The organism is Leifsonia sp. Leaf336 (assembly GCF_001423695.1).
Lineage (GTDB): Bacteria > Actinomycetota > Actinomycetes > Actinomycetales > Microbacteriaceae > Leifsonia.
In genome coordinates this window covers 375780-400443 of the sequence record NZ_LMOZ01000001.1, presented here as the reverse complement: position 1 = coordinate 400443, position 24664 = coordinate 375780, and the positions used below count along the sequence as shown (strand labels likewise).

The 24664-nt window shown below is 64.6% G+C and carries 24 protein-coding genes; 6 read left to right on the top strand and 18 right to left on the bottom strand.

Features of this window, described 5'->3' with window-relative positions:
- Positions 1-4: 4 nt before the first annotated feature.
- Positions 5-1006, bottom strand: a complete 1002-nt coding sequence (locus ASF88_RS01870) for an aldo/keto reductase (RefSeq protein WP_055913443.1) — start codon at positions 1004-1006, stop codon at positions 5-7.
- Between the two features lie 123 nt (positions 1007-1129).
- Between ASF88_RS01870 and ASF88_RS01865 the strand changes: the two genes are divergently transcribed.
- Complete coding sequence (locus ASF88_RS01865) at positions 1130-2521, top strand: DHA2 family efflux MFS transporter permease subunit (RefSeq protein WP_082518692.1); 1392 nt, start codon at positions 1130-1132, stop codon at positions 2519-2521.
- 95 nt (positions 2522-2616) lie between these two features.
- Positions 2617-3717, top strand: a complete 1101-nt coding sequence (locus tag ASF88_RS01860) for a hypothetical protein (protein WP_157498157.1) — start codon at positions 2617-2619, stop codon at positions 3715-3717.
- 64 nt (positions 3718-3781) lie between these two features.
- On the opposite strand, the gene ASF88_RS01855 is transcribed toward ASF88_RS01860, so the two are convergent.
- The 3 genes from ASF88_RS01855 to ASF88_RS20240 all read right to left on the bottom strand — a co-directional run bounded on the left by ASF88_RS01855 (position 3782) and on the right by ASF88_RS20240 (position 7807).
- The gene (locus ASF88_RS01855) at positions 3782-5416 is read right to left on the bottom strand and encodes a hypothetical protein (RefSeq protein WP_157498155.1); all 1635 of its coding nucleotides are present in this window, start codon (positions 5414-5416) and stop codon (positions 3782-3784) included.
- 571 nt (positions 5417-5987) lie between these two features.
- Positions 5988-7118: a hypothetical protein gene (locus tag ASF88_RS20245; protein WP_157498153.1), complete on the bottom strand. Its 1131-nt coding sequence runs from the start codon at positions 7116-7118 to the stop codon at positions 5988-5990.
- Between the two features lie 212 nt (positions 7119-7330).
- On the bottom strand, positions 7331-7807 hold the full coding sequence (locus ASF88_RS20240; RefSeq protein ID WP_157498151.1) for a hypothetical protein: 477 nt from the start codon (positions 7805-7807) through the stop codon (positions 7331-7333).
- 370 nt (positions 7808-8177) lie between these two features.
- On the opposite strand from ASF88_RS20240, the gene ASF88_RS01850 reads away from it, so the two are divergent.
- Complete coding sequence (locus ASF88_RS01850; RefSeq protein WP_082518691.1) at positions 8178-8612, top strand: winged helix-turn-helix transcriptional regulator; 435 nt, start codon at positions 8178-8180, stop codon at positions 8610-8612.
- Here the strand turns inward: ASF88_RS01850 and ASF88_RS01845 are convergent.
- The 5 genes from ASF88_RS01845 to ASF88_RS01825 all read right to left on the bottom strand — a co-directional run bounded on the left by ASF88_RS01845 (position 8609) and on the right by ASF88_RS01825 (position 13597).
- Positions 8609-9553: a glycoside hydrolase family 43 protein gene (locus tag ASF88_RS01845; protein WP_055913430.1), complete on the bottom strand. Its 945-nt coding sequence runs from the start codon at positions 9551-9553 to the stop codon at positions 8609-8611. The two genes, ASF88_RS01850 and ASF88_RS01845, sit on opposite strands and share 4 nt — an antisense overlap.
- A gap of 1 nt (position 9554) precedes the next feature.
- Positions 9555-10373 carry a carbohydrate ABC transporter permease gene (locus ASF88_RS01840; protein ID WP_055913427.1) on the bottom strand — a complete coding sequence of 273 codons (819 nt, stop codon included), beginning with the start codon at positions 10371-10373 and terminating at the stop codon, positions 9555-9557.
- Positions 10370-11332, bottom strand: a complete 963-nt coding sequence (locus ASF88_RS01835) for a carbohydrate ABC transporter permease (RefSeq protein WP_235493237.1) — start codon at positions 11330-11332, stop codon at positions 10370-10372. Before ASF88_RS01835 ends, ASF88_RS01840 begins: the two co-directional genes overlap by 4 nt.
- Before the next feature lie 67 nt (positions 11333-11399).
- A complete protein-coding gene (locus tag ASF88_RS01830; protein ID WP_055913424.1) occupies positions 11400-12665 on the bottom strand; it encodes an ABC transporter substrate-binding protein in 1266 nt (421 codons plus the stop codon).
- A gap of 23 nt (positions 12666-12688) precedes the next feature.
- Positions 12689-13597: a family 43 glycosylhydrolase gene (locus tag ASF88_RS01825; protein ID WP_055916571.1), complete on the bottom strand. Its 909-nt coding sequence runs from the start codon at positions 13595-13597 to the stop codon at positions 12689-12691.
- 159 nt (positions 13598-13756) lie between these two features.
- Between ASF88_RS01825 and ASF88_RS01820 the strand changes: the two genes are divergently transcribed.
- Both ASF88_RS01820 and ASF88_RS01815 read left to right on the top strand, forming a co-directional pair.
- Positions 13757-14782 carry a LacI family DNA-binding transcriptional regulator gene (locus tag ASF88_RS01820; RefSeq protein WP_055913421.1) on the top strand — a complete coding sequence of 342 codons (1026 nt, stop codon included), beginning with the start codon at positions 13757-13759 and terminating at the stop codon, positions 14780-14782.
- 230 nt (positions 14783-15012) lie between these two features.
- Complete coding sequence (locus tag ASF88_RS01815) at positions 15013-15213, top strand: hypothetical protein (RefSeq protein WP_055913418.1); 201 nt, start codon at positions 15013-15015, stop codon at positions 15211-15213.
- Positions 15214-15350: 137 nt separating this feature from the next.
- Here ASF88_RS01815 and ASF88_RS01810 read toward each other — a convergent pair whose 3' ends face one another.
- The 8 genes from ASF88_RS01810 to ASF88_RS01775 form a co-directional block, all read right to left on the bottom strand.
- Positions 15351-16556, bottom strand: a complete 1206-nt coding sequence (locus tag ASF88_RS01810; protein WP_082518690.1) for an NAD(P)/FAD-dependent oxidoreductase — start codon at positions 16554-16556, stop codon at positions 15351-15353.
- Positions 16553-16879: a 2Fe-2S iron-sulfur cluster-binding protein gene (locus ASF88_RS01805; RefSeq protein ID WP_055913412.1), complete on the bottom strand. Its 327-nt coding sequence runs from the start codon at positions 16877-16879 to the stop codon at positions 16553-16555. Before ASF88_RS01805 ends, ASF88_RS01810 begins: the two co-directional genes overlap by 4 nt.
- 39 nt (positions 16880-16918) lie before the next feature.
- A complete protein-coding gene (locus ASF88_RS01800) occupies positions 16919-18109 on the bottom strand; it encodes a cytochrome P450 (RefSeq protein ID WP_055913409.1) in 1191 nt (396 codons plus the stop codon).
- 136 nt (positions 18110-18245) lie between these two features.
- On the bottom strand, positions 18246-19181 hold the full coding sequence (locus ASF88_RS01795; protein ID WP_162242554.1) for a LysR family transcriptional regulator: 936 nt from the start codon (positions 19179-19181) through the stop codon (positions 18246-18248).
- Positions 19182-19508: 327 nt separating this feature from the next.
- Positions 19509-21035, bottom strand: a complete 1527-nt coding sequence (locus ASF88_RS01790) for an acyl-CoA synthetase (RefSeq protein ID WP_055913403.1) — start codon at positions 21033-21035, stop codon at positions 19509-19511.
- Positions 21036-21087: 52 nt separating this feature from the next.
- Positions 21088-21540 (bottom strand): MaoC family dehydratase, encoded by a 453-nt coding sequence (locus ASF88_RS01785; RefSeq protein WP_055913400.1) that lies wholly within the window; start codon positions 21538-21540, stop codon positions 21088-21090.
- Between the two features lie 30 nt (positions 21541-21570).
- Positions 21571-22458 carry an amidohydrolase family protein gene (locus ASF88_RS01780; RefSeq protein ID WP_055913397.1) on the bottom strand — a complete coding sequence of 296 codons (888 nt, stop codon included), beginning with the start codon at positions 22456-22458 and terminating at the stop codon, positions 21571-21573.
- Positions 22455-23375 (bottom strand): SDR family oxidoreductase, encoded by a 921-nt coding sequence (locus ASF88_RS01775; RefSeq protein WP_055913394.1) that lies wholly within the window; start codon positions 23373-23375, stop codon positions 22455-22457. The genes ASF88_RS01780 and ASF88_RS01775 overlap by 4 nt, the downstream gene beginning before the upstream one ends.
- A gap of 117 nt (positions 23376-23492) precedes the next feature.
- Between ASF88_RS01775 and ASF88_RS01770 the strand changes: the two genes are divergently transcribed.
- Entirely contained in the window at positions 23493-23981 is a 489-nt protein-coding gene (locus tag ASF88_RS01770; RefSeq protein ID WP_055913391.1) for a MarR family winged helix-turn-helix transcriptional regulator, read from the top strand.
- Positions 23982-24024: 43 nt separating this feature from the next.
- Here the strand turns inward: ASF88_RS01770 and ASF88_RS01765 are convergent, their stop codons facing one another.
- Positions 24025-24597: a TetR/AcrR family transcriptional regulator gene (locus tag ASF88_RS01765; protein WP_055913388.1), complete on the bottom strand. Its 573-nt coding sequence runs from the start codon at positions 24595-24597 to the stop codon at positions 24025-24027.
- Between the last annotated feature and the right edge of the window lie 67 nt (positions 24598-24664).

Genomic DNA, 24664 nt, shown 5'->3' with positions numbered 1-24664 from the left:
CCGCTCACAGGTTGGTCTGGGCTTCGAGGAACCCGGGGTAACGGCCGCCCTGGATGTCGGCGTTGTCCGACGCTTCGGTCAGGCGGCTGAGATCCTCGGGAGAGAGCACGAGGTCGGCCGCGGCGAGGTTCTCCTCGACACGGTTCAGCTTGGTCGTCCCGGGGATGGGCACGATCCACGGCTTTCGGGCGAGCAGCCACGCCAGAGCGACCTGGCCCGGGGTGGCGTCGTATCCGGCCGCGACCTCCTTGACGGCCTCCACCAGTGCGAGGTTGTGCTCCAGGGCGTCGGGAGCGAATCGCGGAATCTGCGCGCGCAGGTCGTTGCCCTGATCGAACGTCGTCGAGGTGTCGACGGTTCCCGTGAGGAAGCCTTTGCCGAGCGGGCTGAACGGCACGAAACCGATCCCGTTCGCCTCGCAGACGGCGAGCACCCCCTCTTCCGGCCGACGCCACCACAGTGAGTATTCGCTCTGGACGGCGGTGACCGGTGTGACGGCGTTGGCCCGCTCGATCGTCGTTGCGGATGCCTCGGAGAGCCCCCACGTGCGGATCTTGCCGGCGGCGATCAACTCCTGGATGGCGCCGGCGAAGTCCTCGATGGGCGCGTCCGGGTTGATGCGGTGCTGGTAGTAGAGGTCGATGGTGTCCGTGCGCAGGCGTCTGAGTGATCCCTCGACTGCGGCCGCGAGGTCCCCCGGCAGCAGCATCCGTCCGCGCACCCTGCGTTCGACCGGATCGATGTCCTGGGCGTACTTGGTGGCGATGACGACGGAGTCGCGTACGGGCTCCAGCGCCTCGCCGACGAGCTCCTCGTTCGTGTGCGGGCCGTAGATCTCCGCGGTGTCGAAGAATGTGACCCCGCGTTCGACCGCGCCGCGGATCACAGCGATCATCTGCTCACGGTCGGGCCGTCCACTGTAGCCCCCGGTCATGGTCATGCAGCCGAGACCGATCGCCGACACGTCGAGCCCGGCCGTGCCGAGGGTTCGCTTCTGCTTCGTCATGGCCTCCACCGTACGAGCGAATCCCGCCCGGTGGGGTGCCCTGCCGGAACACCTTTCACCAGGGACTCCCGTGGACCCGCAATACGAGGTTCCGTTGAATCACCCCGACCAGGAAGGACTTCCGTGCCTCGAACTGACGCCGTCGCACCGGCACGCACCACAGCCGCCGATGCCGCTGGAGGCCGCCCGCGCCTCACGCTGCTGCTGGCATCGCTCGGGTTCTTCCTGATCACCCTCGACATCCTCATCGTCAATCTCGCCCTGACACAGATCGGCGTCGAGCTCGGCGGCGGCACCGCGGGCCGACAGTGGGTGATCGACGGCTACACGCTCACGTTCGCAGTGCTGCTGCTGTTCGCCGGCAATCTGTCCGACCGGATCGGCGCGAAGCGTTCCTTCGGATGCGGCATCCTCCTCTTTCTCGTCGCGTCGATCGGCTGCGCGCTCGCGCCTTCACTGGGTCTCCTGATCGCCGCACGCGTCGTCCAAGGCGCCGGCGCTGCGATCATGCTGCCGGCGTCCATGGCGCTCATCCGCGAAGCGTTCCCCGACGCTCGCCAGCGCACCCACGCCCTCGGCATCTGGGCCGTGGGAGGGGCCGTCGCCGGCGCGGTCGGCCCACTTGTCGGCGGAGCGCTCACCACAGTGGACTGGCGGCTCGTGTTCGGCATCAACCTCCCCGTCTGTGTTGTGATGCTGGTGCTGCTGGCCTTCGTCGCCCACTCACCGAAACGACCGACACCGTTCGACTGGGCCGGCCAAGCCGTATCGATCGTGGCGCTGACCGCCCTGATGTACGGCCTCATCACCGGAGGCGACCAAGGCTTCGGGCAACCCTCGGTCATTCTGTCGCTCGTGGTCGCCGTGGCCGGGATCGCCGCGTTCCTCGTCCTCCAGTCACGGGTGCGTCACCCGATGATGCCCCTCCAGCTCTTCCGCTACAGCGGGATGCGGATCGCACTCGTCGACGGATTCGTGTTCATGGTCGGCAACTTCGGGTCGGTCTTCGTCGTCAGCCTCTACCTCCAACAGCACCTCGGTCTGAGCCCCCTGCTCGCCGGGCTCGTGTTCCTTCCGTCGGCGGCGTTCAGCATCACCGGCAACATCATCAGCGGGACGCTCGCCAACCGATACGGCGCGCGCCTCCCGATCGTGCTCGGGTTCGCGCTGATGGCGGCCGGCTTCGTCGGACTGCTCCTTGCCGCCCCGGCAGGCTCACCGATCCTGACCGGTGCGTTCCTGATCTTCACCGGCACCGGGGGCTCGGTCGCCATGCCCCCGGTGACTTCCGTGGTGCTGGCGAGCGTCCCGGCAGAGAGGGCCGGCACCGCAAGCGCTGTCTTCAACACCTTCCGACAGGTCGGCGGAGCCGTCGCGATCGCCGTCTTCGGCGCGTTCATCGCCAACACCGACACCTTCATCCGCGGTATGCAGCTGAGCTTCGCCATCGCCGCGATCGCGCTTCTGGCGGCCGGCCTCGTCGGCCTGCGCATCCGGACCGGTTCCCATCACTGACGCAGACGGCAGGCCACGATCATTCGTAATACATGAAAAAACCTCAACAAAAGTGTTATCGTCAGCCACCGGTCTAGCGCCCAAGGGGAGGACTCATGACAGGTAACGCCGCGCTCAGAGTCGCAACGGTCGCTGCGGTGCTCGCTCTCTCCGCCACCCTCGCCGGTTGTGCCAATACCCGAACAGGCAACGATTCCACTTCGAAGGGCGTCGTCACCGCGCCGCCAGCATCCGACGCCGCCTCCACCGCCACACCAACAGAGACACCGGGGCCACAGCTCAGCGGGATCATCGCCGTCCAAGGGGCGACGACCTCCTTTGGGCCGGCGACACTCGATGTACTCACCATCGACCCCAGCAGCGGCTCGTCCACGACGTACGCGACGTTCCAGTCCGCTACCGACGGCAGCGGACCCGAGGTCTCCACCGACCTCGTCCGCAACGAAGGTGGCCCGACGCCGGACGTTGTAGCCGCCATGTTCTCCCACGACTTCACACGCGTCGCCGCCACGATCACAGACCCCACCACCAATCTGATCAACGCCGGCTGGATCGACAGCTCCGGCCAGTTCACCAACGTCACGGGATCCCTCTACCAGCAGGGTCAATTCGCGGACGTCCCCGGTTACCGAGACCCGATCTTCGGACCAGGCGACGCTTTCTACGTCTCCCAGTACACCGGATCCAGCGGGGACACCGGCCTTGCGAAGCTCTACACCGCAGCACCCGGCAGCACCCAGCCGACCCTCGTCAACACGCCTGCAGCGGACTACACGCCGTACTGGTTCTGGGTTTCACCGAACGGGACGATCACCCCGCAAAGCCCAGGCGGCTACCACTACGAAGAGAACGTCACCCCAGGCATCGGCTCGGTCCGCGCGGAAAGCTGGGTCGACGCCGGTACCTGGCTTGGCGTCGATTCGAACGGGCTGCAAGTGTGGGCCGACTCAACAGTGCTACCAAGAGACCAGATCAACGTCATGGACTGGGGGTCGGACGGCCGTGCTGTCACACCGCAGGTCAACGGCTTCACAGTACGGTCTCCGGTCATCAGCCCCGACAAGCAGACAGTTGCCTTTCTCGCGAAAACCGCCGACGGCACCCACCTCTACACCGTGCCGATCATGGGCGGACAACCACAGATGGTCAACACCACCGGCGTCGACGACACGACGGTACTCGCAGCCTGGCGTTGACGGCTGCCCGCCCGCTTTTGCGGATGCGCAGTCGACCTATATTCGCGCTGGCCGCCGGCGCCCGTCACTGGACGTAGGCGTCGAGGAAGTCCGCTACGGCCACGGGCAAGTCGCCGCAGAGGGGTACCGACGGGGTGGCGGTGATGGTTAGGGCCCACATCCCAGTGAAGTCCACCGTCTGTCTGGGGATGATTTCGCCGGGATGCAGGGTCCACGTTCCGTAGGTAACCTCGGGGAGCGTTCCGAACGCTCCCAGACTGCTACTGCCGCCGAGCGACAGGGTGAGTGAGTAGTCCGACGGGACATCGTTGTTGAGGGCGAGGGCGAAGCTGACCTTCGTGTATGCGTCGCTTCTCATGTAGATGGACGAGCCGTACGAGTCGGTGCCGCAGCCCACGAATATCTTCGTGCTGTTCGGGTAGGAGTTGGTCACGCCGTTGGCCGTGATGGTGGGGTTGTCCCGCACGACCTCGTCCAGGAGGGAGCCGCCCATCTGGAAGAGCCACTGTGCGCTTGTCGGGATGCTGTTGACCTTGTTCGGGTCTTTGGCGGCGATGGTGAATTGGACGGCGTTGGTATGGGCGATTTCCCGAGCGGCTCCCTCGAGCTGGGCGACGAGGAGTGCAGGGCCGGTGAGGATGATGCCGAGGATGGCGGCGCCCGCACCCTTCATCAGGGTGGCAACGCAGGAGAGAATTGAGCGCAGCGATTCCCCGCTCGGGGCGCTGGTTCCCGAGTTGACGACGCCGAGGATGCACTCGCCCTTGTCGGCGAGGTCTAGCCACTTGTTAGGGAAGATCATCCCGAGACCCCACAGGATGCTGGCGACTTGGCTAAGCCCGGGTTCTACTTTCAGCGCGACGGTGTACGGCGGTTCAGCCTCGAAGTGACCGGCGAGAGTTTCGCCAGGCAGCATCACGTTCTTGCCTTTCAGCGCCGGTTTGATGATGTTGAACAGGGCTGCGGTTGCGGCATTGGATAGGGTGCTGGCGGTGACCGGCCTGTAGGTGGTGTCCGGATCGGTGAGGATTTGCCAGACGAGGCCGTCGTTCGACTGGATCGACCAGTCGGTCCCATGAATCGCCGAGGTCGCGCACGGCCAGACGACGTCTTCGGTCAGCCCCGTGATTTTCAGGTCGCTCGACTTGTCGCTGTAGCAGTCGGGCGGGTTCGTTTTCATTCCAGCTGCCTGGCCGATCCAGCTGGTGAGCTGACTGACAAGGCGGCCGCGGTCGACGACGACAGGTGCGTACCAGCTCAAGTGCGTGAGTGCAGCAGTGACCTGGTGGTCGGTCTTGTCATAGGTGGAGTCCACGAAAGCTACGCCGGAACGGGTGGTCTTGTCCTCGCCGAGTACAAAGACGTTGGCAGGGTCTGCCCCGTCCGGGACATCGAAAACGGCGCTCAGCGGTTTCGCCGGCTGTTTCCCGTCGAGGCTAATGGACACCGCCGTGCCGGCGGTTTTTGTGAACCGGGTTAGGTCTTCTGGGACAGGCGCGGAGATCGTCCTGACGGAGACTTTCGTGCCGTTGTCGGACACGCCCGCAGGCCCCTGAATGCGGGCGCCAGCGACGGCAGCACTGAATCCGTTGTCGTCGACTTTTGTCGTGGCGGTCGGCCCGACTGGTGTGCAACCGACGAGCGCGGCGACAGCAACGGCCACTGCCGCGACGACAGCTATGGCGCGTGCCTTCAACATGGTCCCCCCGCTCGGATTCGCCTGAGGAAATCATGAGGGATATTCGATTAAGAATCGAATGCCCCCAACCGGGGGCCACGCTCAACCGCGCCGAGCCCCGCACTCGCGCACGCTGGGAAAGTGGCCCTTTCGGCGAAAAGCAAAAGCCCCCGGATCTGGGGCCTACGCTTGTTGCGGCCCTCTCGGGATTCGAGGGACTAGGCCTGCGGCGGAAGTTGTCGCCTCATGAACTGCTCACATTCCGGACAGGGACGTGGAAGCGATTGGAATTCGCCCACGACTTGTGGGCGTCGATGGAGGCGAACGAGCGTCGCGACGTCGCCCGACGTTGGTTCATAGGAGGGAATCCGCAGCTTGGCGGCGGTACACCGGTGATGGCTATCCGCGCGAATCGGCACACCGACGTTCAATCCGCCGCCGAATCATTCATTCGCGACGATGTTGACGCGTGACGCTCCTCAATTGGACCGCTAAGCAGCAGTGCCCGATCTGCATTGCGGCAGCACCTCGGAGGTCGCCAATGGTCACCAGACGCTCACCCGAGCCCTCACGCTGTAGGACTGAGCATTTCTTAGCGATCCGCAATACCGTGATGCTTCGACAGATGGTCTGGCGAGAACGGCACGTCCAGACTGCGCGAGGTTTGCACCTCTACACCCCTGGGCGAACCCGTATCGACGGTCATGACCTCGAAACGCGTGCCAAGCACGGTAACCGACGCTCCCACTTGCGGGTCTAGGGCTGCTTCGAACCAGGCGGGATCCACCTCCGAGCGTCCAGCTCCGACGTCATGGGCGCCGAGCGAGTGAATCACGACTGCCGGCATAAGGCCCCGGTCATCGTCGTGAGCAGCCCCTGATGGTGCTCGGTACTCGACGGTGAGGCTTATGTTCGGCGCGTCAGGTGCTGAAAGCACCGAGACAATTGGGGTCGCTTGAGCCGAGGTGTTCGAGAAGTCGGTTAGGGCTCCTACCCACGTTCGTTCCCCGATTGAACTGTGGGTGACCCAACCCGAGTCCTCGAAAAACGGCGTTCCACGGAAACGCCGGTACAGAGAAGCGGCCGCAGCCCTGCGTTCACTCCACCAAAAGTTGGGGTCCAGGACCTGGGTTTGTGCGAACTCCGCCGGAACGTCGACGGGCGATTGCGGCTGCGTGTACCCCATGACGCAGTAGGGGTCATTGTAGAGGGATCCGAAAACATTTGGCGGTGGGATGAATGGCCCAAACGAATGTTGGAAACCAAGCACATGGCCGAGCTCGTGTTCGTAAAAGCCGATGATTCCACCCTGGTCAAATACAGCCCCACCCGGCGTCGCTCCTGCGTCGACCGGCGGAGGGTGCACGAACGCAATTACTTGATCAAAGCCGTCCAATGACACGTCTTCTTTGTTCAAGAATGATCGGATGGCAGCGTAAAGCTGGCCCCTATCATCTTTGAGCAATTTGCCGTTCGGCGCCGTTGAGCTGCGCGAGATGTCACCAAGGCGCCACCACTTGCCGATGCTGAAGTCGAACTCAAGCTGAAGAAGCCCAAGAGACGATCGGAGCCAGTAATCTCTGACGCTCCACCCATTCGAGCCCTGAAACAGCTCGTAGAAGAGCTCGTCAGGCCATGTTAGGGACGGCTCCTCGCCATCCGTTTTTCCCCCGGGCGCGAACTGGAAGCGTAATACTGCGACTTTGACGGGATTGGGCTTCATTGTGAATCCTCCTACCGACGCGTTTCCAGATCGTACGCTTCATCAAATCGGCGCATAAGCGCTAACTTTGCGGCGATTGTGGCGTCGGTTTTCGATGCAGCCGACTCACTACCTCCGAGTCAAGAACGTCGGGGAGGTCGAGTGATCCTGCCCGCCGCTCTATTGGCGCGACCACAGAGTTCGCTTCTGCGAGCCATGCGAGCTTGCTTCATCTACCCAACCTGAGTTGCCGACCACGGCGGAAAGCGAGAACTCATGACCACTCCTGTCGAAAACTCAGACGAGGACCGCGACGAATCGCTCGCAGGCTTCGCGTTCGCGACTCCGCTCGGTCTCTTCAGACTCGCAGCCAAAGCGAACCAGGGCGCATTCAGTGCGCCCAGGACTGGCCCTGCGATGGTGGCCGCCACTGCGCCGATGACGATGGCGAAACCGCCCATTGCATAGAGCCGATGGCGCAGCCGCACTCGGCCGGCGGCGCCGGTGAGACCCTGCGCAAGCGCGAAGGAGGACAGGGTCACGCCGAAGACCACGTAGAACGCGGAGAGTCCGCGACTGTCATACTTTGCCAGCGGAACGACATCCTCCTCCTGAACCGCGAGCCCGGCGTGTGCCGCGATACCGTGCACCAGGACTCGTGCTGCGCCGCTTTCGGTCAGCCCTTTGGCACCGGCGTAGTCGAGCTCCATGGCCTACCGGGAGGTGAACCCGATGGCGGCGACAGCGTCCCCGTCACGCACCATACGAGCGCCATCCTCGAGCGAGGTCACCCGCTTCACCTCGACCCTGTCACCCAGCTGCTGCTGTGCCGCCGAGGCGAGCCGCTCGCTGGCGACCGCCAATGGGAGATGAAGCGGCTCCGGGGTCACGCTGGATGCCCACGTAGACCGCGATGAACGCCGCACCGATGATCAGGCTGCTCACCACGGCTGCTATCCACGCGTTGTGATGATTTCGGGGAGCTGCATTCGCGGGGGGACGTGTGCGGGGAAGACATGGCACTGCCCTCTCGATTAGAATGGTTTGGATGTCAAACTCCGATAAGAATCCGCCAGCGGTTTGAAAAACAAACCATCTAAGGATTCGTTAGCGGTCGCCTTGGACGCCGTCAACGACCGATGGTCTCTTCACATCGTGCGCGCCCTCGCCTTCGGCGCCTCCCGGTACACGGAGATCCTTCGATCGGTCGGTGCGCCGCGTGATGTGCTCTCAGCGCGACTCAAGAAGCTCGCGGAGACGGGAATCATCCAGGCCAGGTCCAGCGAATCGGGCGTCGCCGGGTACGAGCTCACGCAAAAGGGCAACGACCTCGGCCAGGTGATCCTCGTGCTGAAGAGGTGGGGCGACCTGTACAAACCAGACGACGTGTCGCAGGTGGATTTCACTCACACCGCGTGCGGAAACGCCTTCGTCGCAGATGTTCGATGCGAGGCGTGTGGTAGCAGCGTCAAGTCCGGCGAATTAGCCGTTCGATCCACCGAGCACGAGGGCTAGGAGCGCCACGAAGTGAGTCGCGCCTCCTCGTCGGCGGTGATAGGGATCACGGATCCATGCCGCGCGCCAGCCGGGAGCATGGTCTCGGTCACGTGCTCCCAGTCGCCGGAGTGCGGATCCCGGCTCCGATACAGCTGGTATCCGCGGAGTTCGAACTCGTCCAGCAGCAGGTAGGCGAAGCCGTCGTCGAGGCCTGCGAATGCGGCGGGCCCCTCTGCCCGCGCCTGGTCCGCGCTCCCCAGCATCAGCGAAACTGTTCGCCCGGTCGACGTGTCCAGAGATGCCGCCCTGTCCTGCCGCACGAATTGCGACCTCCGTGCTCGGTCGGCGGTGAGCGAGTCGGCCGCGAATCGCGAGAGTTCACCCTCCCATTCCAGGAAGGTCGCATCGATCACGTCGTGGCCCGGATCCCAATAGACCGCAGGGGATGTGAAAGCGCGGAAGTCGGTGGTGTCGACGGTGAGGATGCGCTGGTGCGCTTCCGCCTCCCGGTCTGTCGGCGATTCGTACAGGGCCGAAGCGAAGAAAACCCGCCACGTCTCTCCGTCGGGAAGGAGGAACGCCTTAGGCGCCCACACGTTGCCCGCCGAGGCCGATGCAATCTCCTCCGTACGGGGAGGCGTCCAGGCCAGCAGATCGCTGCTCTCCCAGATCGTGATCGAGCGACTCCCCTGGCGAACTGCCCGGTGCCAATTGCCATCCGGGTGGATGCGCAGGTCCGTCGCGATGACGATGAAGCGGCCGCGGCGTTCGTCGCGGAGAAGGAACGGGTCGCGGGCGCCGAGCTGTCCGACGGTGGACCGCAGCATCGGGGCGCCCCCTCGGAGCGGGATCCAGCGAGTCGGCGAGCGACCTGCGCTCAGCGCGAAGCGGATCTGCTCGGCGTCCTCGCTATCGCCATTGCAGAAGTACGCCATGAGGTAGGCCGCGAAGGCTCCCATCTCAGCCCTTGACGCTTCCGCTCACCAGACCGCTGACGATCTGCCGCTGGGCCACCAGGAAGAAGATGACCATCGGCACGAGGACGATGACGCTCAGGGTCATGAAGGCCGGCCAGTCGGTCGTGAACTGCCCCACCGCCGAATACACCTGGAGGACCAGGGTCTGCTTGTCCGGGGAGTTGATGAACACGTTCGGTGTGATGAAGTCGTTCCACACCCACATCGTCTGGAAGACGCCGACCGTGACGAGGATCGGACGGATCAGCGGGAGGGCCACGGACCAGTAGATCCGGAACGGCCCGGCGCCGTCGATGCGCGCCGCCTCGAAGAGCTCCCCCGGGAGCGAGCGCATGTAACCGATGATGAGGAAGTAGCAGAAGATGGATCCGCAGGCGTACATGACGATCAGTCCGTTGAGCGAGTCCACGAGCTGCACCCCCGCGAGCATGTGGTACAGCGGGATGAGCGTGGCTTGCCCCGGCACCAGGAACGCGATCACGAGGACCACCCCGATGATCGTGGCCAAGCGGCCCCGGCCGATGAGGACGCCGAACGCGGCCATGGACCCGATCAGCAGCATGAGCGCGATCGAGATCACGGTCACGTAGAGCGTGTTGAGGAAGCTCTGGAAGATCGGCAGGGTCTGAAACACGTGGACGTAGTTGCCGAGATAGAACGAGGTTGGCAGTGCGAGCGGGTTCGCCGCTGTCTGCTCCTGCGTCTTCAGGGTGTTGACGAGGATGTAGTAGAAGGGGATCGCTGCGACGCAGGCGATGGGCAGCATCACGACGGAGAGGATGACCCCACGGCTCTTTTTCATGAGTAGCGCTCCTGAAGTCGGCGGGAGATAACGAGCTGGACGACGATGACCAGTCCCACAGCGAGGAGGAAGAGCACGCTCAGCGCTGATGCTTTCCCGACGTCGGACTGCGCGATGCCGTTCTCGATGATGGATTGGGTGAGGGTCCGGGTCGCGAATCCGGGACCGCCCTTGGTGAGCGTGAACGGCAGGTCGTAGACCTTCAATCCGTTCGTCAGGAGGAGGAGCGTGCTGACCGACACGGCAGGCATCAGGAGGGGCAGGGTCAGCATCCGGAACTCCTGCCAGCGATTCGCACCGTCGATCTTCGCCGCCTCGAAGATGTCGCTGGGCAGCGACTGGAGGTAGGCGAGGTAGAGGATGGCGTGCCACCCCGTCTGCGCCCAGACCGCGACGAGGATGACGCTGAACTGCGCCAGCGTCTCGTCGGAGAGCCATGGAATTGGGGCTATGCCGAGGTGGCCGATCAGCGAGTTGATGACGCCGGAGCCGAGCGGGCTGAGGATGAAGGTCCACACGAGGCCGAGGATGGCCACGCTGGGCACGGCGGGGAAGAAGAACACCGATCGCACGAAGCCCCGGCCGATGAAGCGGCGGTTAAGCACCATCGCGAGGGGGATCGCGAACAACGTCACGACGAGAGTCGTGATGAGCGCGTAGCCGAAGGTGAAGCCCAGGGCCGCCAGCATCGATGGATCGGAGCCGATGCTGAGGTAGTTCTTGAAGCCGACGAAGCTCGGAGAGCTGACGTAGCCGTTGTAGTCGGTGAAGCTGTAGTAGACGGACTGGGCGAGCGGGATCAGGTAGAGGACGACGAAGACGATCAGGATGGGGACGACGAACCAGTAGGACGCGTATCCTTCCCGTCTCCCTCTGGTGCCCATCGCCAGTCGCGGGCGTGGAACGATCTGAGGGCGCCGGACGGTGGCGGTGTCCCGGATCGGTGTCGCGTTGACCATGTGACTGACTTTCTCGAATCTGGCAGGGCGGGCCGGGTTGTGGCGCGTCGGCCCGCCCCGACGGTGACTACTTGGTGGACTGCAGCTTCGCGTCCAGGCCGGTACCGACGTCTTCAGGGTTGATCTTCCCTGCGATCAGCTGCTGCAGCAGCGCGACGGCTTCACTGTTGAGGACATCGCTGTGGTCGGGCCAGCTCACCTGCGGCAAGTAGAACTTGCCGTCCCTCACTGCCGAGCTCATCGTCGTCAGGGCCGGGTCGAGCGAGGGGGTGAAGTCGGCGGTCGTGGTGATCGACTGGGTCTGCTTCTGGTAGATCTCGACGCCCTTCTTGCTTTGGAGGAACTGTACGAACTTGTCGGCGGCCGCCGGGTCCTTCGCTTTGGCATTGATCGCGTAGCCCGGAGACACGGCGCCCGCCCAGTAGCTCTCCCCGCTCGCGCCGGGCACGGCGAGGAAGTCGAGCTTGAGGTTCGGCGCGGCCTGCTGCACCGCGCCGAGGTTCCAGGAGCCGGTGCCGATCATGGCGACCTTGCCCTGCTCGAACTGCTGCGTCACCTGGTCGCCCGTCAGGCCGGCCACCGTGCGCGGCTCGGCGCTCTCGGTGAAGAGCTTGTTCCAGGTCTTCACCGCGGGAGTCCAGGTCTTCGCGAAGGTGGTCTTGCCAGCCCAGATCTGCTTGTCCATGCTGCCTCCGTGGCTCTCGTTCTCCAGCCCTAGCAGCGCGGCCAGGCTGACCGGAACGCCGTCCGCTGCCTCATAGAACGGGGTGATTCCCGCACTGCTGAGCTTCTTGGCCAGGGCGAGGAAGTCGTCCCAGGTCTTCGGGGGCGCCGAGTAGCCGACCTTGGCCAGGAGGTCCTTGTTCACCAGGAACCCGCCTCCCCACGAAGCGACCGCGGCGCCATAGACCTTGCCATCCTTCGTGTACGTGTCGCGGGCGGCCTTGGCCACGTTGGAGATCCACGACTCACCGCTCAGGTCTTTGGCGAACCCGCCGTTCATGATCTGCGTCTTGTTCTCAGCAGTGATGATGAACACATCGGGTGCGGTGCCCGATCCCAGTTGGGTCTGCAGCTTCTGGATGTACTGCGGCACAGGAGGCGCGTAGGACGCCTGGACCTTGTAGCCCGGGTTCTCCTTCTCGAACTCCGCGAAGACCGGCTGCATCGTCTGCTGCGAGTCCCACGAGAGGAACGTGACAGTCTTGGAATCGGCGCTCGCCGAGCCGGCTGAGCAGCCGGTCAGGGCCAGGGCCGTGGCGGCGATCGCGGAGAGCGCGACCACCGTCCGCGCAAGCGCGCGGCGGCGCAAGGGGGCTGCGGGAAGCGACATTGCTTTCTTCTTTCTCTGAGCCTCTAGATATCGAGGGTTTCTGGAATTGCTGTCTTCGTCAACCGGATCGGCTCGAGCGTGGGGGTGACGCGCTCGAGGTCGCCGGACGGGAGGTGCGTCAGCGGGTCGATGACGATCTCCCGGTGGAATCCGTTCCCGTCCGGAATAGCGAAACGGTGATACGCGATGACCCACTCGTCCGTGCCGGAGAGCCGCAGGATCGAGTGGTGTCCGGTGCTGAGGATGCCGTCCTTCGGGGATTGCTCCAGAAGGATCCCCCCGTCCTCCCACGGCCCGGTCGGGCTCGCGCCCCGCGCCCAGCGGACGCGGTAGTCGGGGTTTCGCGTGTCGTTCTCCGACCACGTGAGGTAATACGTTCCGGCGTGCTCGTGGACGTGTGCGGCCTCGCGAAATGTCGCGTGCTCCCACGCGACGACCGAGGACTCGTCGATCGAGACCATGTCCGCCTCGAGCCTTGCGAAGTGCGCGACCGCGTTTCCCCAGATCAGGTAACTGGTGCCGTCGCGGTCGGTGAAGACAGAGGGATCGATCGCCCGGCCCGGGTACTGGCCCTTGGCCACCAGCGGGCGCCCGGAGTCGCGGAACGGTCCCTCCGGTGCCATAGCAGTGGCGACGCCGATGTTGTCGTCGGCCGTGAAGTAGAAGTAGTAGACCCCGTCCTTCTCGGCGGCGGCGGGCGCCCACGCGTTGCGGCGAGCCCAGGAGACGTCGCGGCCCAGGCGCAGGATCTCTCCCCAGTCCTCCCAGTCGCGCAGGTTAACGGATGCGAGCACATGGAAGCACGTCGAGGACCAGTCCACGAGGCCGTCCGTCGTCGGATACAGGTAGTAGCGGCCGTCGAAGTGTACGAGAGCAGGGTCGGCGAAGAACCGCGGCGAGTGCGGAGAATCTCTTTTCACCGGTTCGGTCATCTTGTTCCTCACCATCGAAGGGGTTCCATTTTTGTATCGATACACGATCGATGGGATGTATCGTTACATATCGAACCGGGGGCGCGCAAGTGCCGAACAGAATCCGCGTTGATGTAACGTTCAATACGGGAAGGCGCCTCGAACCGGAAAGGCTGAAAGATGGTGACGATTCGCGACATCGCGCAAGCAGCCGGTGTTTCGCCGATGACCGTCTCGAACGTCCTCAACAAGCGCCCGCACGTGGCAGAGGCCACACGCGAGAAAGTTCTCGAGACGATCGATCGGCTCGACTACCGCGTGAACGTAGCGGCCAGGAACCTCCGGCGCGGGCGCACGCACACCATCGGCCTCGCCGTCCCGGAGATCGACCGCCCCTACTTCGGTCAGCTCGCAGCGGCGGTCATCGAGGAGGGCGCGCGGCGCGACCTCAATGTGGTGGTCGAGCAGACGGGACGCTCCCGCGAGAGCGAGCTCAACGCACTCGCGGCGTCGCGCGTCCGCATGTACGACGGGTTGATCCTCAGCGCCGTCGGCCTGGGTTCATCCGACCGCGATCTCCTCCGGGTCGACTTCCCCGTGGTGATTCTGGGTGAGCGCATCTTCCAGGGGCCCGTGGATCACGTCGCGATGGCCAACGTCGAGGGCTCCGCGGCCGCCGTCTCGCACCTGATCGCTCGCGGCAGCCGCCGCATCGTCGCCATCCACGACCATTTCGAGGGCGACGAGGTCAGCGTCTCCAGCCTCCGGAACGCCGGGTACCGTCGCGCTCTCGCGGCACACGGGATCGCTTACGACCCGTCACTGGTCGTCGAGATCGACGAGTTCACGCCTGAGCGAGGCGCCGAAGCCATCGCGCGACTGCTGACGCAAGGCATGCGCTTCGATGGCGTATTCTGCGTCACCGACTATGTCGCGCTCGGCGTCCTTCGTGGCCTTGCGGACGCCGGAGTCGATGTTCCGGGAGACGTGAAGGTAATCGGCTTCGACGACGTCGAGTTCTCGAAGTACGTCGTGCCCTCGCTCTCGTCCGTGAACCCCGACCATGCGTTCATGGCGCAAACAGCCGTCGAACTGCTCGCCGCACGAATCGAAAGCAATGACCGCGAAGCCGTCGAGATCGTCAGCCCGTATACCGTCGTGGGACGGGAGTCCACCGGCGGGCGAGTTTGGTCTCCGCTGAACTGACGGAGGTCGTTGCGTGTCCAGCTGCATGACCTCGTCACCTGAGCGCCCGCCGATGTTGGTCACGGTATCTCGCGCGACGATTTCCCGGTAGATCGGTGACGTCATGCTCGAGCAGGAACCGTTCTCCGGTCAACCGATGAGCCAAGATCACGAGCCGGGTTGATCGCGACGGCCGTTGAGCGCAAATCGATGACCGCGGCGATCAGCATCAGCAGGAGCGTCGTCCGACGATGGCGATCGACTATTTCTTCGGCCCAGAGTTCGCCTCGCCCGATGCCGAGAACGCGCTCGTCCTCGGCTTCGTCGAGCTCTCGCGCACCATGCCGAAATCGCCGGAGGTGCTCACGACCGCGTATAGCGCCACCCGGGTGCCGCTCGTCGACTCGTGCAACTCGCGAAACCCGAGGTCAGCGCCAAGGTCTGCCATGTGACCGCCTACGGAGTGCCCACTTTGCGGCATCGGCACCGTGTTCTCGGCGATGTCGACAAGTATCCGACCCGTCCTACCATTTCGCGTGCCGCAGCCGAGGCAATGATCGCCGCGCTCTGCCGTGTCTATTCGCCACATTTAGCGACCGATTCCGTGTAGCTCCCGGCGAGCATTCATATGCGCGCGCGCGTCTCCTACCGATTCGACGGCGGCGAGTCGGCCGAGCCGGTAACTGCGCACGGAGAACTTCCCCGAATTAGGGTCACCCACGACCTCATACTCGTCGTCTGCCCGAGTAAGCCCCGCGATGTGCAGTTTTACTGAACCTTGATGCGACCAGAACACCGGCAGGGCGTCGAAGGGATCCTCTGCCCCCGTCAGCATGTGCCGCGCGGCATAGCGGGCCTGGTCGCCGGCGTTCTGCACCGCCTCCAGCCTCGTCGGCACCCCCCGGTACGGAAAATTCGCACAGTCGCCGATCGCGTAGATCCTCGGATCGCTGCTTCGCAGCGACCCGTCGACGACGATCCCGTTGCCAACTTCGAGTCCAGCGCGCTCGGCCAATCCGACCCGGGGCAGCACTCCGATCCCGTAGAGGACGAGATCCGCCGAGTAGGCGCCGCCCCCCTGCGTGCGAACCGCGGTCACGCGCCCCGATCCATCCGTTTCGCAGGCGACGACGGCCGAATCGAAGTGGAGCTCGACGCCCGCCCCCCGATGGGCGGCTTCAATCCACTCCCCGAGCAACGGACTCGTCGCCCTCGACATCGCCCGCGGCGCGTATTCGAGCACAGTCACGTTCACCCCGCGCTCGCGCACGGCCGCGGCGAACTCCAAGCCGATGAACCCGGCGCCTACGACCACCACGTTGCGTGCGGTAGTGAGCGCCTGACGCAACGCCCGAGCGTCTGCAAGTGTGCGTAAACCGAAGATGCCGACCGCACCTGCTCCGGGTACCCCCAGGGCCCGGTTCTCGGCCCCAGTGGCAAGCACCAGCCGGTCATAGCGCACTCGCTCTGACTCACCCCCGCCCGCGGTCGCGATCACAAGCTCGGAGTTGCCTCGGTCGATCTCGGCCACACGCATGCCGCGACGCAATTCGATAGCGGCGTCTTCGAAGAAGCGGGGCGCCCGGAGCGGGAGCGCATCGAGCTCGCAGCCATCACCAACGAACTCGGCCAGGAAGTCTTTCGAGAGCGGTGGTCTCTGGTAGGGCTGCGCTGGCTGCTCGTCCACCAGGCTGATTGCTCCCTCGAAACCGCCCGAGCGCAGCGAATCGGCGAACTGCACGCCGGCGTGCCCGGCCCCCACCACCACCACACGTTCGACGTCTGCGGCTGTCACAGCTGGCTCTTTGGAACGTCGACCTCTAGGCCGGAAAGCTCGTCGCTCATGCGAATTTGGCAGCCCAGGCGCGAGCGCTCGCTGCGCTCCTCACTCGTGCAGTCCAACATCTCGTCCTCGTCCTCGCTCATCCCGGGCAGTCGGTCGAGCCAGGCGGGGCGCACATAGACGTGGCAGGTGGCGCACATGGCCTGCCCGCCGCACTCGCCGACGATGCCGGGAACGCCCGTCATCACGGCGGCACGCATCACCGACGTGCCGGCGTCGGTCTCGAGCTGCGTCTGGGATCCGTCTGGCTGACAGTAGAGGATGCGAGGCGACATGGTGGTACTCCTTGTTCGTTTTTGAGTATGCGGAGCCGGTTACCAGCTGACCGGAAGACTGGTAAAGCCGCGGAAGCCCCAGCCCGCGGCGCGCGACTCGCGGCTGTGGTCGAGATGCAGCCCCGGGAACCGGTCGAAGAGTCTGGGCAAGGCACAGTCAGCGACACTCGACTTCGCGATCCAACGACCGGCGCACTGATGCACGCCGGTGCCGAAAGCCAGCTGCCCACGTGAGCCGCGCTCAAGGTCGAAGCGGTCGGCCTGCTCGAATACCGCACTGTCTCGGTTAGCCGAAGCCAGGAGCAGGCCGACCGGCATCTCCGCATCCATACGCACCCCCTGCCACACCAGATCCTGGGTGGTCACCTTCGCCACCATGCCGATGGGTGAGAGCCATCGCAACGTCTCGTAGAACACGTCAGCCCAGTCCTTCTGCCCGCTGCGCACCAGTCCGAACTGGGCATCATTCTCGAGGAGCGCCCACGTGCAGCTGGTGATCATATGCTGAGGCTCGTTGACCCCGCCAGAAATGACGAGGTGCACATTGGAACGCGTGATCCGTTCCGGCACTCCAGCCTCCAGCAGATGCGAGGTTACTGAGCTGTCGGGCGTGCGACGCAGGATCGGGATCAGATCGTCGAGCAGAACGTCGACCTCGGCGCGGCTGCTGCGCGCACGATCCCAGACCGCCGGATCGGCGAACTCATTGTCGAGGCCGGAAATGTAGTCGCTCGACCAGCGTGCCATGTCGTCGGCCACAACGGAATCTGGCAGCCCCACGAGGTCGATGATGTTCTGCGCTGCAAGCGGCGTGGCAAAGTCGCGCACCAAATCGGCCTGCTCCGGGCCGATCTCTGCGAGGCGTTCGATCATTCGGCTGGTATTGGCCTCAAAGCGTTCCCTCCAGATCTGCGACACCGCGAGCGGCCGCAGGGTGGGATTGATCGCACCTCGCTCGCTTGCATGCTCGGGATCATCTTTGTGCAGCATTGCTCGGCCGCCGGTCACGATGTCGACATCCTCACCGGGGATGAGCGCGCTGAACAGCTCGGGGTGCCGTTCGGCCTCAACCACGGTCTCGTGGGTGGTCAGCAGGTAGCCATCGAGCCCCGGAACCCGCACGACCGGCCCCGTCTCGCGCAGCCTTGCGTAGCTCGGATACGGGTCTCGTTCCATCTCCTCGAAGTCGATCCAGTCGGCGAGGGGCGCTTCGATCCCGTCCTGTTGCATTGCGACTCCCAGAAATCCGAGCTCTCAGATCGCAGCGATCTGGGTCCCGATTCTCGGGCCCAGACTTAGCGTGACGAGCGAGACAGCGCGGTGATCCTCTGAGTCGCCGAGTAGCATCCTCGGAAGAACCGGGGTGTTAGGGCGCAGCCTCCACACCACGTCGCACTTCATCGGCCACCCGCAGCAGCAGGCTGACCGCCGTGTTTGGGTCTGCGTCCCGCCACACCAGCTTGATGTCGATCACCGGGCTCTCAGGTGCGATGCGTAGGTGCCGCACCCGGTTGCCATCCCAGGTGAGCTGCGGGTCGCTGTCAGACATCAAGATCGAATATCCCAGCCCCTGCCCCACCATCGCGCGGCAGAGCTCAACGTCAATGGCACGATGTGCGATGCGGGGCCGCACGCCGGCACGCCCCATCAGCTCGAGGGTGTGCGTGCGGGCCGTATCGATGTCGAGCAGCACCATTGGCTCGTCTGACAGCTCCCGCAACTCCACCACTTCGCGCAGTGCGAGAGGATGCCCATCATGGACGACCACAGTCGCCTGCGTGCGATCGAGCGTGTAGCTCGGCAGCTCGTGCGAGACATCGATATCGAATGCCAGCACCGCGTCGAGCCGACCCTCACGCAGCGCATCCACCAGCTCATGCTGGTCGGCGATGGTGTATCGGACTTCGACGGCCGGAAACTCACGCTGCATAACGACGAGCAGCAGCGGGAGCACGCTCGGAGCAAGCGCCTGGACAGCGCCGACTCGAACGACTCCACTGGCTTGCCCCGCTTCGGGCCCGAGCACGGCAGAGAGCCGTTCGGACTGGCGCAATAAATCACGTGCCGACGCGAGCACGGCGATCCCATCTGAGGTCAGCTCAATGCCGCGGGCACGCTGGCGGACGAGCAGTGTGGTCGCGAAAGCGCCCTCGAAACTTCCAAGCGCCTCTGCCACTGCCGATTCGGAGAGATGCAGCAAGCGCGCTGCACTTGCGATACTGCCGGCATCGGCGACCGCCACAAAACACTCGACCTGGCGCAGGGTGTAGGAGCCGGCACGAAACGCTGGGGGTGGCTTCACGACTTCAGCGTAACCGCGCCCGCGGGCGGCGACCTCAGCATCTTGCGACTGGGAACAACGGGAACCCAGCGAGAGAGGGGAACGGTCCAAACGGAGTCTCCAACCCACATTCGAGCCGCCGTTACCTTCGCCTCGAACAAACAGGTCGAGCTGCCCAGAGCGAAGGGACGCAGCGTTAAGCACACTGCCGGACGCCGACGACTGTTGGCCTGGGGCGGAAAGTCCCTGGCCAAGACCGACGGCTGTCCCTTCCACGGTGCCACGGGCAAAACATCAGGATCAATTCAGATCGCAGCTGGCCACCTGCCTGCCTGGATGGGGTCAGCGTCAGGTTGCGCTGGCAATCACTCGACTTCGCAGCTCGGCCTTGCGCACCTTTCCTGTTGCTGTTCTTGGGAGGTCATCGAGCACGATCAATTGTTTCGGATGTTTGTAACGCGCCAAGCGCCCCTCCAGGTGGGCGCGCACGCCATCGAGATCGAGGCTCGCGCCGACCCGCAGCGTGACGACCGCCCACGGGACCTCTCCCCAACGGTCGTTCGGGATGCCGATGACGGCCACACCCGTTACACCGTCCAGTTCGGAGATAAGGTCTTCCACCTCGGCTGGGTATATGTTTTCTCCCCCGGAGATGATCATGTCCTTCAGCCGGTCGGAGACGAATAGATAGCCGTCGTCGTCAACTGAGCCGAGGTCGCCCGAACGAAACCAGCCGTCGGCGGTGAAGGCCGCGGCAGTTGAATCTGGAAGGCCGTGGTAACCACCGAACACGTTCGGTCCGCTGACCTGAATCTCGCCGACGACGTATGGTGGAAGGGGGGTACCGTTCTCGTCAGCGACACGGACGTCTGTGAAAAAGTGTGGCAGGCCAACGCTTCCCTGCTTGGCCCGTGTCATTTGCGGGTCGAGAGACGTCGCGCCGGGGCTGGTCTCCGTCATCCCGTAGCCTTGCGAGAAGTGTAGGCCGCGCTCCTCATACGAGTTGAGCACCCGAGTCGGCACGGGCGAGCCGCCGCAGGTGAGCTTGTTCAGGCTGGAGAGATTGGTCGCCGCCCAATCTTTGTGGTCGGCAAGTAGTTGGAAGGTTGTGGGGACGCCGCTAAGCATGGTGACGCCGTACCGTTCGATGAGTCGCAGCGCTCGGCCAGGGTCGAACGAGCGCTCTAGGATGAGCGTGCCTCCCTTGAGGATGACCGGGAGCGCCCCCATCCCCAGTGCGGCGACGTGGAAGAGCGGGGAAATCATTAGAGCGACCTCCGAGGACACCACGTCGTAGTCCACCAGCGTGTTTACGGCTACCCAGGTCAGGTTGCTGTGTGTGAGCACGGCACCCTTGGCGGTGCCGGTGGTGCCGGAGGTGTAGACGATTGCGGCGGGATCGTCTGGGGCGAAAGCGATGTCGTGGACCTCGGGTTGGGTCAGCCGGGCAAGGACGGCGAGGCCCGGGTCGTCGATCTCTCCCGCGTCGGTCACTAGGGTCGGCGGCGCATCGGCCGCGATGAGCTCAATCCGCTCGGCGAACTCGGGCTCGTGCACGAGCAGCCGCGCTCCCGAGTCGCGGAGAACGTGTGCGATCTCGGGAGGCGCGAGTCGGGTATTGACAGGGACGAAGACTGCTCCGATCCGCGCGGCAGCGAACAGCACCTCGAGGAACTCGGGGCTGTTCTCGCCGAGGAACGCCACCCGGTCGCCGGCAGTGATACCGCGGTGGCGCAACAGGGTGGCGACGCGGTCGACGGTGTCGGCGAGGTCGGCATATGTGATGGTCATGCCCTGTCCGAAGACGATGGCGTCTTTCTGCGGCGACTTCAGCCGGCGTTTGTCCATCCATGCCGCGAGTCCACGATTGTTCATCGGCCTCTCCTCTGAGGAACGAATGAGTAGTGCTAACCGGCGCGAGGGGCGCTCACGCGTAGAAGCGATACAGCCCCCGTGCGACGACGGCGGGCTTGAGGCCACCCTCGATTTCGATGGTCTGGTCGACCATGAACTGGTAGCCGCCGGGAATCTCCGTCACCTCGGCGATCACTGCGTTCATGCGTACGCGGGCGCCGACCTTGACCGGAGAGATGAATCGCACCTTGTCGAGGCCGTAGTTGACTTTGGTGGTCACGCCCTGCAGATCGAAGAGGTCGGTCCAGAACTTCGTCGCCAACGACAGCGACAGGAAGCCGTGGGCGATCGGGCCACCGAAGGGGCCGTTCTTCGCGCGCTCGGGTTCGACGTGGATCCACTGGTGGTCGTCGACCGCGTCGGCGAAGAGGTTCACGCGGTCCTGGGTGACCTCGAGCCAGTCGCTCCAGCCCAGGTCAGCGCCGGCGAGCGCGGGAGCGTCGGAGTAGGAGGCGGTGGTTGTCATCGGGATACCTTTCGTCAGGAGGATTGGGGGTCAGCCGGGGAGACCGAGCAGCCGCGCCGCGTTTTCTTTGAGGATGCCTGGCAGGACCTCTGGCTTAAATAGGTCGGCCGTCTCGACGTCGCGACGCCACCGGTCGGGCGTCAGCAGCGGGAAGTCGGAGCCGAACAGCACGCGATCCTTCAGCTGCGTGTTGGCGTGCCGCACGAGTTCGGCTGGGAAGTATTTCGGGCTCCACCCGGAAAGGTCGATCCAGGTGTTGTGCTTGTGGGTTGCGACGGCGAGCGCCTCTTCCTGCCACGGCACCGAGGGGTGGGCCATCACAATCTGCAGGTCGGGGAAGTCGGCTGCGACACTGTCGAGGAGGATCGGGTTGGAGAGTCCGAGTCGGAGGCCGCGGCCTCCGGGGAGCCCGGCGCCGATGCCCGTCTGGCCGGTGTGGAACAGGGCGACGGCGCCTGCGGCCTGGAGGTCGGCATAGAGCGGGTAGTAGCGCTCGTCGCTGGGGTCGAACCCTTGCACCGTGGGGTGGAACTTGAATCCGCGCATGCCGTTCTCGTCGAGCTGGCGGCGAATGCGATCGAGCGCATCCGATCGTCGGGGGTCGACAGATCCGAACGGGATCATGATGTCGCAATTCCGCGCGGCGCCCTCGGCGATCTCGGCGCTCGAAATTGGGGGGTGGCTGAGCTCGCTCACGGCGTCCACTGAGAACACCACTGCGGCGGTCTTTCGTTCTCGGTAGTATGCCGCGACGGAGTCGAGGTCAGGTCGTGGGCCGTCCGTGCGGAAGTATTTTGACGCGGCTTCCGCCAGGTCGTCGGGAAGCGAGGCATGACCGTGACTGTCGACTTCGATGTGCACGTGCACGTCGATCGCGTCGATGCTGTCGAGGTCAATCGCGGGCTCGTAGCGGGTCATGACCGCTGGAGTTCCTCGGGCAGCGCGGGGAACTGCTCGCCAACGGACTGGAGAGCGCTAGCGATCGAGGTGGGGAGTCCCTGTGCGAGTGCATCGGCGTTCCAGCCGCCGTTGTGGTATTCGGTGACGACCGCTTCGGGGTGCGACCACAGCTGGATGCGGTCGCCGCCGATGCCGATCGCCTGGCCGGTCACGCCCGCCGCGTCGTCAGAGGCGAGATAGGCGATGAGGCCGGCGACGTCGTCGGCGGTGCCGAAGCCTAGGTCGTGGCGGAAAAAGGCGGGCATCGGCTCGCCCTTCTCGTCCGCCTCCACCGCGGCAGCAAAGTAAGGCACGGTGGCGGTCATGGCTGTCGCCGCGACCGGGATGACCGCGTTGGCAGTGATCCCGGCCTTTTTCAGTTCGAGGGCCCAGGTGCGGATCATGCCTACGATGCCGGCTTTGGCTGCGGCGTAGTTCGTCTGGCCGAAGTTGCCGCGTTGCCCGGTCGGGGAGCCGATGCAGATGATGCGTCCGGCGATCTCGTTCTCGCGCATGTACCGCGCAGCTTCCCGGGCACAGGTAAATGTGCCGCGCAGGTGCACGCCGATCACGGTGTCGAAGTCGTCATCGCTCATCTTCCAGAGCACCGTGTCGCGAAGCACACCCGCGTTCGTGACCAGGATGTCGAGGCGGCCGAATGTCTCGACGGCGGTGCTCACGAGCTTCTCAGCGGTCGCGGTCGGACCAACCGGTGCCACCACCGCTACGGTCCTTCCGCCGATGGCTTCGATGCTGGCCACGGCGTCCGCGGCCGTCGCGGCATCGACATCGTTTACCACGACGGCGGCACCCTGGCGGGCCAACTCACGGGCGTACGCGAGACCCAGTCCGCGTCCGGATCCTGTGACGACAGCAACCTTGCTCTCAAGCGTCATACTCACTCCAACTTCCTCGGCGAAGCTCGCCGTATGACGCGCCCTCGTGTAATGGCATCACACAATAATTGTGATTGTCAATAAGTAAGAGCATCACTGATTGAGTATCCTCGGACCATGGCCGACCTAGACAAGACCACCCTCGCCGAGGACATGAGCTTCCTGTTGGCACGCGCGAGCGCCATCTCCGTTTCGGCAGCAAACGCTGCACTCGCCCCTCTCGGCCTCAGAGCGCGCTCCTACTCAGTGCTCACTGTCGTTGCGGACGGGGCCAGGCCGACGCAACGCGACTTGGCCGATTTCCTCAGGCTCGATCCGAGCCAGGTGGTAGCGATCGTCGACGATCTTGAAGGGCGAGGGCTCGTACAGCGCGTCCCGGACCCAGCTGACCGCCGGGCGAAGATCGTTGTATGCACGAGCGACGGCGCGGCTCTGCAAAGTCGCGCCGCCCAGTACGCTCGGGCGGCCGAACGGGCCACGCACGCGCTACTCTCCGAACAGGAGCGACCTGGCGTCATCGCACTCTTGCGCGAGTTGGCGTTCCCGAGCCCGATGTCCAGAGAATCCGGGGACGCGAACTCCGCGACGATGCACGTGGAGCGGTAGTCGCGCCTGATAGGGATCGCGTCGCGCAAGAAGCACTCCCGCTTCACAAAGTTGTGAGCAACATCTCGGCCGCGGCGCGCGAACGCCCTAGCCGCGCGGGGTCGGCGTCGAAGTCTCCGAGGAAGGCCGAGCCAAGCGCACAGGTGAGGACACCGTACGCGATAGTGGCGCATGCCTCGCGCGAGGCGGCCGGCTTGGCTTCGGCTACGAGTTCGGCCAGCTGACTGCTGGTCAGGGCGTACGACGAGGCAAGCACCTCCGCGATCTCCGGGTTCGTACGGGAGAGCTCAACGAGCCCCAGCACCACAGCACTCTCGCGGTCCGGGGAGCCGAATACCGGGCCGAAGAGATAGTCGAGCGCTTCGGCAATGGTGGCCACCGGGCCTGGGAGTATCGATCCGACTTCGCCAGACCCATCCGAGAACACCGCAACGGCGATATCTAACATCAGCCGATCGCGATTACCCACGAAGTGCCGCACATGGCCACGCGACATCCCTGCTGTTTCGGCGATCCGATCCAGCGTCGCCCCCCGGATACCGTGCTCCGCGATCGTCGCCATCGCCGCCTCAAAGATCTGCTCGCGCCGTTCGGCCGCTACTGATGCACGTGGCATGGCGCCTCCTCCAGCTCGATTGTAACGAGTGAGTAAATTCTAGTCTAGTCCGACTTGACTAACATAG

Bases quoted from the DNA above. Each gene is read 5' to 3' on its own strand.
- ASF88_RS20240 (WP_157498151.1), bottom strand. From the start codon at position 7,807: ATGGAGCTCGACTACGCCGGTGCCAAAGGGCTGACCGAAAGCGGCGCA.
- ASF88_RS20245 (WP_157498153.1), bottom strand. From the start codon at position 7,118: ATGAAGCCCAATCCCGTCAAAGTCGCAGTATTACGCTTCCAGTTCGCG.
- ASF88_RS01825 (WP_055916571.1), bottom strand. From the start codon at position 13,597: ATGACCGAACCGGTGAAAAGAGATTCTCCGCACTCGCCGCGGTTCTTC.
- ASF88_RS01830 (WP_055913424.1), bottom strand. From the start codon at position 12,665: ATGTCGCTTCCCGCAGCCCCCTTGCGCCGCCGCGCGCTTGCGCGGACG.
- ASF88_RS01805 (WP_055913412.1), bottom strand. From the start codon at position 16,879: ATGTCGCCTCGCATCCTCTACTGTCAGCCAGACGGATCCCAGACGCAG.
- ASF88_RS01870 (WP_055913443.1), bottom strand. From the start codon at position 1,006: ATGACGAAGCAGAAGCGAACCCTCGGCACGGCCGGGCTCGACGTGTCG.
- ASF88_RS01855 (WP_157498155.1), bottom strand. From the start codon at position 5,416: ATGTTGAAGGCACGCGCCATAGCTGTCGTCGCGGCAGTGGCCGTTGCT.
- ASF88_RS01785 (WP_055913400.1), bottom strand. From the start codon at position 21,540: ATGACAACCACCGCCTCCTACTCCGACGCTCCCGCGCTCGCCGGCGCT.
- ASF88_RS01775 (WP_055913394.1), bottom strand. From the start codon at position 23,375: ATGACGCTTGAGAGCAAGGTTGCTGTCGTCACAGGATCCGGACGCGGA.
- ASF88_RS01815 (WP_055913418.1), top strand. From the start codon at position 15,013: ATGGCGATCGACTATTTCTTCGGCCCAGAGTTCGCCTCGCCCGATGCC.
- ASF88_RS01840 (WP_055913427.1), bottom strand. From the start codon at position 10,373: ATGAAAAAGAGCCGTGGGGTCATCCTCTCCGTCGTGATGCTGCCCATC.
- ASF88_RS01790 (WP_055913403.1), bottom strand. From the start codon at position 21,035: ATGAACAATCGTGGACTCGCGGCATGGATGGACAAACGCCGGCTGAAG.
- ASF88_RS01860 (WP_157498157.1), top strand. From the start codon at position 2,617: ATGACAGGTAACGCCGCGCTCAGAGTCGCAACGGTCGCTGCGGTGCTC.
- ASF88_RS01780 (WP_055913397.1), bottom strand. From the start codon at position 22,458: ATGACCCGCTACGAGCCCGCGATTGACCTCGACAGCATCGACGCGATC.
- ASF88_RS01765 (WP_055913388.1), bottom strand. From the start codon at position 24,597: ATGCCACGTGCATCAGTAGCGGCCGAACGGCGCGAGCAGATCTTTGAG.
- ASF88_RS01845 (WP_055913430.1), bottom strand. From the start codon at position 9,553: ATGGGAGCCTTCGCGGCCTACCTCATGGCGTACTTCTGCAATGGCGAT.
- ASF88_RS01820 (WP_055913421.1), top strand. From the start codon at position 13,757: ATGGTGACGATTCGCGACATCGCGCAAGCAGCCGGTGTTTCGCCGATG.
- ASF88_RS01800 (WP_055913409.1), bottom strand. From the start codon at position 18,109: ATGCAACAGGACGGGATCGAAGCGCCCCTCGCCGACTGGATCGACTTC.
- ASF88_RS01770 (WP_055913391.1), top strand. From the start codon at position 23,493: ATGGCCGACCTAGACAAGACCACCCTCGCCGAGGACATGAGCTTCCTG.
- ASF88_RS01835 (WP_235493237.1), bottom strand. From the start codon at position 11,332: ATGGTCAACGCGACACCGATCCGGGACACCGCCACCGTCCGGCGCCCT.